Origin of the sequence: Kitasatospora sp. NPDC058243, from assembly GCF_042882025.1 — a bacterium.
Taxonomy (GTDB): Bacteria; Actinomycetota; Actinomycetes; order Streptomycetales; family Streptomycetaceae; genus Kitasatospora.
On sequence record NZ_JBHVWW010000055.1, the window covers coordinates 28,284 to 39,944 of the forward strand.

Here is an 11,661-nt window from a genome sequence, read left to right on the forward strand (position 1 = left end):
GCGCAGGCGGGCCCGCCACACGGTGGTGCGTGTGGCGGGCCCGCCTACGGTGGCGGCCTGGCCGGCGTTTGCGCAGCCCGTTCGGCCTGCGCGGTCTATTCGGCGTGCGTGGCCTGCTGGGCCTATTCGACGACCAGCTCGACCGGGATGTTGCCGCGGGTGGCGCGCGAGTACGGGCAGACCTCGTGCGCCTGCTTGACCAGCTGCTCGCCGGTCCCGTCCGCGAGTGCCTCGGGCAGTTCGACGCGCAGCACGACGGCCAGGCCGAAGCCGGCGCCGTCCTTGCCGATCGACACCTCGGCGGTGACCGAGACCTCGCTGGTGTCGACCCGGGCCTGGCGGCCGACCAGGCCGAGGGCGCTGGCGAAGCAGGCCGCGTAGCCGGCCGCGAACAGCTGCTCGGGGTTGGTGCCCTGGCCGCTGCCGCCGAGCGCGGGCGGCATCGCGAGCGCGAGGTCCAGCTGTCCGTCGGAGCTGACGGCGCGGCCCTCCCGGCCGTTGGCGGTGGCGGCTGCGGTGTAGAGCGCGTCCATGGTCGGGTTCCCTTCGTGTGTTCCGGCGGCCGCCCGGGCCGCCCTCTGGAGATAAGTAGAGCACGCAATTCAATTGCGCACAACTGAATGGCGTGAGGGTGATCGGTACCATGGAGCCATGACCACGCTCCCCGGCATGGCGGACGAGGAACTGCTCCGCCTCGACCAGCAGATCTGCTTCTCGCTGAACGCGGCCTCCCGCGCCTTCGGCGGCGTCTACCGGGTGCTGCTCCGCGACCTCGGACTCACCTACCCCCAGTACCTCGTCCTGCTCGTGCTCTGGGAGGACGGCGACCTGCCCGTCAAGCGGATCGGCGAGCGCCTGCGGCTCGACTCCGGCACGCTCTCCCCGCTGCTCAAGCGGCTTGAGGCGGCCGGACTGGTGCGGCGCGAGCGCAGCCCGGAGGACGAGCGGTCGGTCACCGTCAGCCTCACCGCCGAGGGCTCCGCCCTGCGCGAGCGGGCCGGCCGGGTGCCCCGCCGGCTGTTCGACGCGACCGGCCTGCCGGTCGAGGACCTGGCCGCGCTGCGCGTACTGCTGGAGCGGGTGACCGCCGCGCTGGACTCGGCGGTGGTGGAGCCGGCGCCGTAGTCGCGGCATCCGCCCTGTCAAGTCGGGCGGTCCACGGTCTGTGACGTGGGTCACGTGCGTCTGGGTCCCGGGCTCCTGTCGGGGCCGAACCGGCAGGTCAGCGCCGGTTTTCGAAAGTGAACGGAAACGGTCGCCAATTGTCCGCCCGATCCGGTCAACAACCCGGGCCGCCCGGACGGTTACACCACGAGCCCCCAGGGGCCGTCGGCGTGCCACCCGGTGGGCCGGCCAGCTGACCCACGAAAGGGGGGCGCGTGTGCTGAACACCCCCGGGCCGGGCGAGAAGCGGGACCTGCGGGCGGACCCGCTCGGCGCGCTGCCGGCCGACTTCGAGGCCTTCTTCACCCGCGAGCACCCGGGCTACCTCCGGTACGCCCAGCAGCGCCTGCGACATCGCGAGGACGCGCAGGACGCCGTCCAGAACGCGGGCGCCACGCTCTACAAGAACTGGCGCCGCGCCCTGGCCAGCGCCGACCCGCAGGCCTTCGCCTTCAAGATCGTCAAGGATGCGGTGGTGGACCTCCTGCGCGAGCGCCGCCGTGCCGAACGCAAACGGCTGCGCGTCATCGCGCAGCGCCGGCCCGACACCAGCCAGGACGAACTGGACCAGCTCGCCGAACTCGACGCGCTGGACTGGGCGATGGAGGAGCTCGCGCGCGCCGCCCCGGTCCAGGCCGACGTCGTCCGGCTGCGCCAGGCGGGCCTGTCCTACCCGGACATCGGCCGCAGCCTCGGCATCGCGCACACCACCGCCCGCACCTACTACAGCCTCGGGCGGCGCCACCTGGAGTACCTGCTGGAGCAGCCGGACGACGGGCAGGCGCCGTGAAGGTCACCGAACTGCTGCGGGCGGACGCCGCCCTGCTGGAACGCGAGTTCCGCGACCACGACCCGGCCGCCTTCACCCGTCGGCTGGCCGAGCGGCTCGCCGCCGCCCGCCGGCCCGCGCCACCCGCCCGCGAACGCCCGGCCCGCCCGCCCGCGAACGCCCGGCCGCCGCACGCCTTCGGCGAGCCCCCGTGGGCCGGCGGCCGGACCGAGCTCCGCCGCGACCTACGGCACCTGTGCGCCACCGTGGCGGGCGCGGTGGACCCGGCCGAACTGGCTCTGGACCTCGAACTCGCCGAGAAGACGGCCTTCCGCACCCTCGGCTGCCTGCTCTACGGGATGGGCCGCACCGCGGACGGCGTCTTCTGGTGGCGGATCGCGACGCAGTACGGCGACCAGCTGGCCGTGCACTGCCTGGCCGTCCACTACGCGGCCGAGGGCGAGACCCGGGACGCGGCCCGCTGGGCCGCCCAGGCCGAGGACCTCAGCGCCCCCGGCCACCTGCCCGCCCTGGCCCCGGACGCCGGGCCGGGCGGCGCCGCGCAACTGGCGCGGGAACTGGCCGAGCGCTACGACGGCGAGATCCTGCTGACGCTCAGGGACGTGCTGGCGGTGCGCCCGGGGGCGGACGGCGGACGCCTGGGCCTGCGGTCGGTGCGGGGGAGAGGGGTGGTGCGCATCCGGTGAGCCGGGCGGTGGGGCGGTGGGGCGCTGGTGGGTGGAGGGCGGTGGTGGTGGCAGCTGGGCGGCCGCCGCCCGCGGGCTCACGCGAGCCCCGTGATGGCGTCGCCGACGTACTCGGCCCCGATCACGGCCAGCACGGTGGTCGTGATCGCCGTGCTGTGGGTGGCCAGCCAGGCCTTCCACTCCCCGAGGGTCCGCGCCGAGCGGTCCCCGCGGAGCAGGTGGACCGCGAGCGGAAGCAGCGTGCACAGCGAACCGATCAGCACCATCAGCGCGGCGGCCACCACCGTGCCCCCGACCCCGGCCGTACTGGCGGCGATCGAGGCCGCGCCGCCGACGGCCAGTGCCAGGTTCTTCGGGCCGGTCGTGACCAGGGCCACCGCGAGACCGGCCGACCGGCCCGCGCTGAAGCGGCCCACCACCCGCATCCACTTCGGCGGCGCGGTGACATGCCCCGCGCGGGGCCGGTCGCGCCACTGCTTCGCGGTCATCAGGACGAACAGGACGCCCAGCGCGAGCTCCAGCCAGTACGGCCAGGTCGGCCGACCGCCACCCGAACCCAGTGCGCTGCCCGCCGCCACCACGACCGCCACCACCGCCGCCAGGCCGACCGCCCAGCCGGCCGCGAAGGCGAGCGCGATGGTCCGCCCGCGCGGTGCGGCCAGCATCAGGACCACCGCGACCAGCGCCGGCGGGCTGATCGCGAGGCCCACCGCCGACGCCAGCATCGAACCGACCGCCTCGCCCATCCCGCTCCCACCTCCTCGCCGTCGCCCGGGCTCGCCCGGCGCAGCCGCCGTCAGCGCCCGTCCGGCGCAGCCGCGGTTCGGGCTCGTCCCGTGAAGCCGCTGCCCCGGGGCGTCCGGTGAAGCCGCTGCCCCGGGCCTGCTCCGCCGGGCACACGTCTGCCCCATTCAGCTACGCCCGGGGCCGCCGTGCACGGCCGGGACCGCTGTGCGGGTGAGGCCCGGGGGCTCAGGCGCGGAACGGCCGTCGTTCGACCGGAACCGCCGAGGGCCGCCGCACCGGTGCGGTGCGGCGGCCCTCGGACGTGGTCACGGCAGCGGATCAGTCGTTGCCCGACTCGATCGCGGCGCTGTCGAGCGCGGTGGACTTGGCCGCCAGCGCCTCGGCGTCGGGGCCGGCGGCGGCGATCGGCGCCGCCCCGCCGGGCGCCAGCTCGCCGATCAGGCCGCTCCACGGCGCCAGCTGGCCGTGCACCGCGTACTGCTCCAGCTTGCTGCGCGAGTCGGCGATGTCGAGGTTGCGCATGGTCAGCTGGCCGATGCGGTCGTCCGGGACGAACGCGGCGTCGACGCTACGCTCCATGGACAGCTTCTCGGGGTGGTAGCTGAGGTTCGGGCCCTGGGTGTCGAGCACCGAGTAGTCCTGGCCGCGGCGCAGTCGCAGCGTGACGCTGCCGGTGACCGGCTGGCCGACCCAGCGCTGCAGGCTGTCGCGGAGCATCAGCGACTGCGGGTCGAACCAGCGGCCCTCGTACAGCAGCCGCCCGAGCCGGCGGCCCTGGGTGTGGTAGGTGGCGACGGTGTCCTCGTTGTGGATCGCGTTGAGCAGCCGCTCGTAGGCGGTGTGCAGCAGCGCCATGCCGGGGGCCTCGTAGATGCCGCGGCTCTTGGCCTCGATGATGCGGTTCTCGATCTGGTCCGACATGCCCAGGCCGTGGCGCCCGCCGATCCGGTTGGCCTCGTGCACCAGCTCGACGGCGTCGGCGAACGCCCGGCCGTTGATGCGGACCGGACGGCCGAACTCGAACTCGATCGTCACGTCCTCGGTCTGGATCTCGACCGCCGGGTCCCAGAAGGCCACGCCCATGATCGGGCTGACGATCTCCATCGAGGTGTCCAGGTACTCCAGCCGCTTGGCCTCGTGGGTGGCGCCCCAGATGTTGGCGTCGGTGGAGTAGGCCTTCTCGGCGGAGTCGCGGTACGGCAGGTCGCGCTCGGAGAGCCAGGCGGACATCTCCTTGCGGCCGCCGAGCTCGGTGACGAACCGCTGGTCCAGCCACGGCTTGTAGATCCGCAGGCTGGGGTTGGCGAGCAGACCGTAGCGGTAGAACCGCTCGATGTCGTTGCCCTTGTAGGTGGAGCCGTCGCCCCAGATGGAGACCTCGTCCTCGCGCATCGCGCGGACCAGCAGGGTGCCGGTCACGGCGCGGCCGAGCGGGGTGGTGTTGAAGTACGTCTGCCCGGCGGAGCGGATGTGGAAGGCGCCGCAGGCGAGGGCGGCCAGGCCCTCCTCGACCAGCGCCGCCCGGCAGTCGACCAGCCGGGCCTGCTCGGCGCCGTAGGCGCGGCCGCGGGCCGGGACGTCGGCGAGGTTCGGCTCGTCGTACTGGCCGATGTCGGCCGTGTAGGCGTAGGGGACGGCGCCGTGCTCGCGCATCCACGCGACGGCGACGGAGGTGTCCAATCCACCGGAGAATGCGATGCCGATCCGTTCACCGACCGGCAGCTTGCTCAAGACCTTCGACATGCATGCACCCTTGACCCGCGAGGCGCGGGCTCCTGACTTAGCGACGTGTGAGGGGATTCGGCGTATCCGATGCCCGCACTCTGGCATAGGTTTGCAGAGTACCGCAAGAGCATACGATCGGCTCGGCGAGGGGCGGCCGCTCCTGTTGCCGCCCCCCGCCGTGGCCGATCGGTGGTCGCCGTGCCCCAACCCGGCTTTCTCCCAGGCGCGTTGGGAGGTCGTATGCCGGGGCGGGGGTCAGGAGGCGCTGTCGGCGTCCGGCCCCTGGGCGCGCAGGCGGCGGACGTTCTCCAGCGACTCGCGCAGTTCGGTGAGCCAGGTGTCGGAGTGGCGCTGCACCAGGCGGACACACCAGGCGAGCGCCTCGCTGCGGCTGCGGGCGACGCCCGCCTCCACCAGGGTGTCGAGCACCTGCCGTTCGGGCTGGCGCAGCCGGGTCATGACGGGGGCGGAGACGGTGGTGAACATGCCCCTCAGGTCGCCGCACTCGGCGCCCCAGGAGACCTTGCGGCCGTAACGGCGCTCGGCCTCCCGGGCGACGGCGATCCGGGCGTCCCTGGTCCGGTCGCGGAACTCGGCGATCCGGCCCTCGAGCGCCGCTTCGCGCTCGGCGTCCGATGCTGCCTGGTCGAGGACGGGTTCGGTGATGCGGCCGACGACGGTGATCTCTTCGCGGTCCGCGGTGATCTCGACGAGATCGGTGAACAGGTCGGCGGGGAGGCGGCCGGTGAACCACCCCCGGAGCTCTTCGGGTGAGGTTGTAATCATGTAATCAGCATTACTCGGGGTGGGGGTGATCGCAAGACCCCGGGGAGGAACGTCGGGAGGAACGCCGGAGGAACGGCGGAGGGTCGTCAGCGCGTGGCGGAGACCGGCACCCGGGCCCGGGCCCGCGCCCGGCCGCGCAGCCAGGGCGTCCGGGCGGCCAGCGCGCCGAGGCCGAGCGCCACCAGGTGCCCGGCGTCGGCCAGTTGCTGGTCCAGTGCCCAGGTCACGGCCAGCCCCAGCCCGAGCGCGGGCAGCCCGAACCGGCGCAGCGGAGCCGGGCCCAGGGCCAGCAGGCACCCGGCGGTGCCGACCAGCCCGTAGCTGATCCCGACGTCACGCGCGCGGGACAGCGCCCCCGGGATCCGGGCGGTGAGCATCACCCACATGGCGCCCTCGGTGAGCAGGGTGGCGCCCAGGTGCCCGAAGACGAAGACCGCGCCGGCCCGGGCCGGGCCCCAGCGCCACTCGGCCAGGCCCAGCACCACGGCCACCGCCGCGATGCCCGCCCAGGCGGGCACCCCGTCGACCACCAGCCCGCTGGTGAACATCGTCCACCACTTGCCGACCTCCATGTGGTGGACGTTGCTGCTGTTGTGCCGGACGAACCGGGCCCGGGCGCCGTGGCTCTGGCCGGCCAGCCAGCAGGCCGTCGCGGTCAGCAGCAGCACGTACACCGTGGTCAGCCGCAGCCGCAGCCGCAGCCGCAGCCGGTCCGCCACGCGCAGCGCCGGGTGCCGCGCGCCGGCGCCGGCGTCGATACCTGCAGGTGCGGTCGTCGTGCCGCGCTCGCTCATCGTGCCCGTCGCCCTCGCTGTGCGGTCCCGGTGGTGCCGCCCGGCGGCCCCCGGCGGCCCGTTCCGGGCGGTCAGAGCGTCAGCGTACGCCAGCCCCGGGTGATCTCCTCGCCGACCGAACTCGCGTTCGGCGCCGGGCTGCCCGGGACCGGAGCGGCCGTCAGCAGCTCCAGCAGTGCCGCGCCGTCCGCCGGGTGCCCGGCCGGGTCGGCGTTCAGTGCGCGGACCACCACGGTGGCCGGCGCCGGGTCCAGGGCGTGGGGGGATGCGGGAGACTGTCCGCGAGACCCGGTCACCCGAAGGGCGCAGCGCGTCGACGCGCCCGGAGGCGCCCCGGGTGAGGGTGAAGGGAACCGTCGAGGAGGCGCCGATGACCGGTGGCACCACCAACGCGCCCGGACACCGGCGCCCCTGGTGGGCACGCCTCGCGCACGCGGTCTGGACCTACGTCCGCCGGGCCCCGGGCACCTACGTCTGGCTGGCGATCCTGCTCGCCACCACGCAGGTGATCCGCCACGTCGACACCGCGACCGCCGACCGGATCCTGGAACGGCGCTCGACCAACCTGCACCACCTCCAGGTCTCGCCGGTGCGCGTGCTGATCACCAGCGCGCTGTGGATCGCGGGCGGCGGGTGGCTGAGCTACTTCCTGCTCTACAACCTCTTCCACGTGCCCGCCGAACGCTGGCTCGGCACCCTGCGCTGGATCTCGGTGGCGATGATCGCGCACGTCGGCGCGACCTACCTCAGCGAGGGCCTGCTCGGGTGGGCGATCCACCGCGGCATCGCCCCGCCGAGGGCCGTCTACACCCTCGACTACGGCGTCAGCTACGCGCTCGCCGGGGTGGTCGCGGTGCTCACCTATCTGATCGTGCGGCCCTGGCGGTACCTGTACGTGGCCGGTGTGCTGGTCTTCTACGGCCTGGGCGTCGCGCAGAGCCGGGACTACACCAGCATCGGCCACTTCAGCGCCGTGCTGATCGGCCTGGCCTGCTACCCGCTGACCCGGGACCGCCCGGGCTCCTGGGACCCGGTCGCCACGGGCCGGCTCGTCCGAGGGCGGCTGCGCCGGCGTTGACGGTGGTGGCGATGGCAGCAGTGATGGTGGCGGTGGCGGCGGTGGTTGGTGGCTGCGTCGTGGTGGTGGTGGCGTCGACGGATCAGCGGGTGCGCGGGGGGCCCGGGGCGGGCGCGCCCAGGTAGACGTTCAGCGGGGGCTCCTGGGCCAGCACCGCCCCCGCAGTGACGGAGAAGGTGATGGAGGCGCAGAGCACGATCAGCCAGGACAGCCCCATCAGCACCAGGCCCAGCGAACCATACTGGGCCAGCGCGCGGTTCAGCGCGTCCGGCATGTAGATCCGGGCGGTCAGCGAGAGTGCGGTGGCCGCGGCGGCTGTCAGCAGCGCGCCGGGCAGCAGCGGCAGCCAGCCGACCCGGGCGCTCAACAGCAGGTGGGCGGTCCACCACCAGACGACGAACGAGGCGGTGAAGGTCAGCGGCAGGCCCAGCCAGAAGCCGGCGCCGAAGCCGTCCCGCAGCGGGCCCTGGAACAGCAGCACCGCCAGCCAGGTCACGATCCACAGCAGCCACCGCCAGGCCGCCACCTTGGTCCCGGCCTTCGGTAGCCGCCAGGCGTGCTCGCAGACCCGGGCCACCGCGCGGCTGCAGCTGGTCGCCGACAGCAGTGCCATCAGCACGCCGATGAACCCGGTGGTCTGCCGCAGGTCCCCGGTGCCGTACAGCGACTGGTGCAACTGCTGATCCGTGGCGCCGGAGATGCCGAAGAGCGAGCGGAGCGAGGCGACCATCTGGTCCCGCACGCCGGTCGGGGCGAACGCGGCCACCGCGAACAGCAGTGGTACGGAGGTCAGGAAGATCTGGGAGGCCATCCGGGTGGCGGCGTCCAGCAGTCCGGGGGAGAGCATCCGGGCCGTCAGCTCGGTGATCACGGGGAAGCGCCGCTCGGCCTCGGCCCGCGCTCGCTCCCACCGCCCGCGCCCCCGGGCCAGCCGCTCCCCCCAACGGCCGGCGGCCTCCCTCACCGACCTCATCTCTCGGTCCTCCCGCAGCGGGGCAACGATCCGCCCCAGTCAAGGCCAGCCCGGCCCGCCCCGCCACCGGAGGTGTCCGTCCGCAGGCTGGCGGGTGGGCGGCGTCGGGCGTCTGGGGTCGGGGCCGGGTAGCGGGTGTGGTGTGGTCGTGGGTCTACCGTCGGGGCGGCGGGCTCGTGAGGCTCGTGGGGTTCCGCCCGATGAGGGTGTTGAGCACGTTGAGGGCCGCCTTCTTGCGCTGGGCCTTGCGCGACCAGACCGCCGGGCAGACGACCCCGAAGAAGAACAGCAGCACCACGACGAGGCTCGGGGCCGCCGAGATGATCGCGATGGTGTTGTTGCTCTGGAACCCGGCCGCGACCGGGCCGGCGCCGGTCGCGGCGACTCCGGCCGGAGCGAGCCAGCGGGGGCCCGGTGCGGGCGGTGCGGTGCCCGTGGCCTGGGCGCTTCCGCCCGACGCGGGAATCCCCGTACCCTCGTGCATGTAGTTCTCCGGGTGTTGATGGGGCTACGAGTGATGACGGCTTCCTGTTGACGCAGGGAGCCGTCGCTCCGTTGTGGGGCGTACGGCTCGTACCGACAGTGGATACGATGACAGAGCCGTGGAAGGCCGAAAAACCGCAGAAAACATCGCGGGACTTGAAAAAGTTGATGTTGGTCCAGGTCAGAGGCATTCTGACGTCGACGATATGACCCGCATCACAGGAAATGGGAGAGGAACTGTGAGGAATCTCACGGTGGGGATATGGCGCGCAGGCTCCCGCTGAGTGGAACGGGCCCGCTGGTCTCCTTCGCCCGCGAGCTCCGCGAACTCAAGGAACGGTCCCGGGGCACGGTCGAGACGGTCGTCGCGCTAGGCGCCTCGCGGACGGCGGTCTACGCCGCCCTGAACGGATCCCGCCTGCCGAGCGCCAAGAACCTGGACGCCATGGTCGAGGCGTGGGGCAGCGGCAGCGAGCTCGAACGGCGGCAGTGGCACGACCGGCGACGAGCCGCCGAGGAAGGCCTCGCGGAGGCGGCCCGGCGGCAGGGCGCGGCGACGGCGGGCCGCACACCCGAGGAGGAGGACTTCACCCGCGCGCTGCGCGGACTGTGGAGCAAGGTCGGCGACCCGTCGACCGAACGGGTGGCGCGCCACTGCGACCTGAGCGCGCGAACGCTCGACTCCTACCTGGACGGACGGACCATTCCGACGGAGTCGCGGCTTCGCGAACTCTTCGACGGGCTGTCCGCGCTGCGCGCCGATGACAGCGCCTGGCTGGCGGCCACCCGGGACACCCTCATCGGGGAAGTGCTCTTCCGCGCCCAGACGGCGCGGCAGGAGGAGCGGGCGAGGGTCAGGGAACTGGCCACGGCCCTCCCGGAAGGGCAGGCGCCGGTCGAGTTCGGCCCGTTCCCCGACGGCATCGGGCCGGTGCCGGGCGTACGGCTGGGCCAGGAGTTCGACAACCGGCGGACGCTCTCGCTCGCCGGCGTGCACCGGCCGCTCCAGGCCGGTATCTGCGGTCTGCGAGAACTCGGCGCGGAATCGATCGTGGTCTCCGGTGGGTACGAGGAGGACGAGGATCTCGGTGACGTGATCCTCTACACCGGGGAGGGCGGGCGGAGCCCGCAGACGGGGCAGCCGGCCCGGAACCAGCAGCTGACGCGCGGCAACGCGGCCCTGGCGACGAGCGCGGCGACCGGGGCCCCGGTTCGCGTGGTCCGGGGAGTCACCACCGCGACCCGCTCCTTCTACCGCTACGACGGGCTCTTCCGGGTCGAGGACTTCTGGTCCGAGAACTCCTCCGGCGGTTTCCTCGTGTGGCGGTTCCGCCTGGTAGCCCTTCCCCCGGCCGAACAGGCCGCGGCAGTCGCCCGGGTATCGGATCGGGTGACGGCTCCGACGGATGAGGATGGTCGGGAGGCGGGTCAGGCGGAAGACGTCCGGAAGGGTAAGGGTGAGGACGTCGGGCAGGCGGGGCCCGTCCGATCCGCGACATCGGTCGTGCGCGTCGTCCGGAACACCGCGATCGCCACCCACGTGAAACGTGCGCACGACTACACCTGTCAGTTGTGCGGCGTCCGCATGGCGGTCCCGGGCGGCGCCTACGCCGAGGCCGCACACATCACGCCCCTGGGGAGTCCGCACTACGGATCGGACACCGTCGACAACGTTCTCTGCCTGTGTGCCAACCACCACGTGCTGTTCGACTTCGGCATGCTGATCGTCAATGACGACCTCACGGTGGTGAGCCGCGACGACAGCTCCGTGCTGGGCCGGCTGCGGGAGACGCCGGATCACGTCGTCGACCGGAAGCGCCTCGCGGAGCATCGGCTGCGGCACGGGGTTCCCCGGCACGAGGGCATGCGCTGAGCCTCCCGTCCGGTCATCTCGGCCGCCGCCCCGTCTGCTCGTGGTGAACGGGCGGGGCAGCGGGTTGAGCCGAGGGCGGGGCTGGGGGGATCGTGCTACTGGCTGACGGACTGGGCCAGACAGAGGATGTTGCCCTCGCTGTCCTTGAACCAGGCGGCGCGCAGGTTGTCGCGTTCGGCGATGCCGTTGACGGTCTTCAGCCCGGGGAAGTCGTACTCCTCGAACGTGATGCCGCGCTCACGCAGGGCGGACATCGCGCTGTCGAGGTCGGCGACCTTGAAGCTGGCGAGGGTGTGGGCGGCCTTTCCGCCGCTGGGGGTGTGGTAGATCGTGAACTGGGTGCCGCCGCAGTCGCAGACCAGTTCCTCGTCGGTCTCCTCGGCGAGCTTGAGGCCGAGGGTGTCGGTGTAGAAACTCCTCGCGCGGGCGAGGTCGGCGGCGGGGATGACGGCCTGCAGTGGTGCGTCTCCAAGCATGGTGCTTCGCCTCCTCCTGCTTCCAGGCTAGGGACGTCGGCGGGCGGGCGCCCACGGGGGCGGTGGGCGGCGGCGGGGCGTGTGCG

The 11,661-nt window shown here is 73.2% G+C and carries 14 protein-coding genes; 5 read left to right on the top strand and 9 right to left on the bottom strand.

Going from position 1 to position 11,661, the window contains the following annotated elements:
• Nucleotides 1-122 precede the first annotated feature (122 nt).
• Nucleotides 123-533, bottom strand: a complete 411-nt coding sequence (locus ACFVX9_RS28760; RefSeq protein WP_063350702.1) for an organic hydroperoxide resistance protein — start codon at nt 531-533, stop codon at nt 123-125.
• A 118-nt stretch (nt 534-651) separates the two neighbouring features.
• Between ACFVX9_RS28760 and ACFVX9_RS28765 the strand changes: the two genes are divergently transcribed.
• The 3 genes from ACFVX9_RS28765 (at nt 652) to ACFVX9_RS28775 (ending at nt 2,640) form a co-directional block, all read left to right on the top strand.
• The gene (locus ACFVX9_RS28765; RefSeq protein ID WP_063350703.1) at nt 652-1,125 is read left to right on the top strand and encodes a MarR family winged helix-turn-helix transcriptional regulator; all 474 of its coding nucleotides are present in this window, start codon (nt 652-654) and stop codon (nt 1,123-1,125) included.
• A 256-nt stretch (nt 1,126-1,381) separates the two neighbouring features.
• Nucleotides 1,382-1,954, top strand: a complete 573-nt coding sequence (locus tag ACFVX9_RS28770; RefSeq protein WP_063350704.1) for an RNA polymerase sigma factor — start codon at nt 1,382-1,384, stop codon at nt 1,952-1,954.
• The gene (locus ACFVX9_RS28775) at nt 1,951-2,640 is read left to right on the top strand and encodes a hypothetical protein (protein ID WP_063350705.1); all 690 of its coding nucleotides are present in this window, start codon (nt 1,951-1,953) and stop codon (nt 2,638-2,640) included. The genes ACFVX9_RS28770 and ACFVX9_RS28775 overlap by 4 nt, the downstream gene beginning before the upstream one ends.
• A 77-nt stretch (nt 2,641-2,717) precedes the next feature.
• Here ACFVX9_RS28775 and ACFVX9_RS28780 read toward each other — a convergent pair whose 3' ends face one another.
• The 5 genes from ACFVX9_RS28780 to ACFVX9_RS28800 all read right to left on the bottom strand — a co-directional run bounded on the left by ACFVX9_RS28780 (nt 2,718) and on the right by ACFVX9_RS28800 (nt 6,925).
• Nucleotides 2,718-3,386: a GAP family protein gene (locus ACFVX9_RS28780; RefSeq protein ID WP_380376658.1), complete on the bottom strand. Its 669-nt coding sequence runs from the start codon at nt 3,384-3,386 to the stop codon at nt 2,718-2,720.
• 319 nt (nt 3,387-3,705) lie between these two features.
• Complete coding sequence (gene argG, locus ACFVX9_RS28785) at nt 3,706-5,130, bottom strand: argininosuccinate synthase (RefSeq protein ID WP_063350707.1); 1,425 nt, start codon at nt 5,128-5,130, stop codon at nt 3,706-3,708.
• Between the two features lie 237 nt (nt 5,131-5,367).
• Complete coding sequence (locus ACFVX9_RS28790) at nt 5,368-5,898, bottom strand: hypothetical protein (RefSeq protein ID WP_363374777.1); 531 nt, start codon at nt 5,896-5,898, stop codon at nt 5,368-5,370.
• An 86-nt stretch (nt 5,899-5,984) separates the two neighbouring features.
• Nucleotides 5,985-6,692, bottom strand: coding sequence for a rhomboid-like protein (locus tag ACFVX9_RS28795; protein ID WP_380376663.1), 708 nt, complete (start codon nt 6,690-6,692; stop codon nt 5,985-5,987).
• Nucleotides 6,693-6,763: 71 nt separating this feature from the next.
• Nucleotides 6,764-6,925 (bottom strand): hypothetical protein, encoded by a 162-nt coding sequence (locus ACFVX9_RS28800; RefSeq protein ID WP_380376665.1) that lies wholly within the window; start codon nt 6,923-6,925, stop codon nt 6,764-6,766.
• Between the two features lie 137 nt (nt 6,926-7,062).
• Here ACFVX9_RS28800 and ACFVX9_RS28805 point away from each other — a divergent pair, with 137 nt between their 5' ends.
• Nucleotides 7,063-7,770, top strand: a complete 708-nt coding sequence (locus ACFVX9_RS28805; protein ID WP_387984282.1) for a rhomboid-like protein — start codon at nt 7,063-7,065, stop codon at nt 7,768-7,770.
• A gap of 82 nt (nt 7,771-7,852) precedes the next feature.
• Here ACFVX9_RS28805 and ACFVX9_RS28810 read toward each other — a convergent pair whose 3' ends face one another.
• Nucleotides 7,853-8,743: a ribonuclease BN gene (locus ACFVX9_RS28810; protein ID WP_387984283.1), complete on the bottom strand. Its 891-nt coding sequence runs from the start codon at nt 8,741-8,743 to the stop codon at nt 7,853-7,855.
• A gap of 154 nt (nt 8,744-8,897) precedes the next feature.
• On the bottom strand, nt 8,898-9,227 hold the full coding sequence (locus ACFVX9_RS28815) for a hypothetical protein (RefSeq protein WP_063350711.1): 330 nt from the start codon (nt 9,225-9,227) through the stop codon (nt 8,898-8,900).
• Nucleotides 9,228-9,488: 261 nt separating this feature from the next.
• On the opposite strand from ACFVX9_RS28815, the gene ACFVX9_RS28820 reads away from it, so the two are divergent.
• Nucleotides 9,489-11,099: a YDG/SRA domain-containing protein gene (locus ACFVX9_RS28820; RefSeq protein ID WP_387984285.1), complete on the top strand. Its 1,611-nt coding sequence runs from the start codon at nt 9,489-9,491 to the stop codon at nt 11,097-11,099.
• Nucleotides 11,100-11,194: 95 nt separating this feature from the next.
• On the opposite strand, the gene ACFVX9_RS28825 is transcribed toward ACFVX9_RS28820, so the two are convergent.
• Nucleotides 11,195-11,575, bottom strand: coding sequence for a VOC family protein (locus tag ACFVX9_RS28825; protein ID WP_387984287.1), 381 nt, complete (start codon nt 11,573-11,575; stop codon nt 11,195-11,197).
• Between the last annotated feature and the right edge of the window lie 86 nt (nt 11,576-11,661).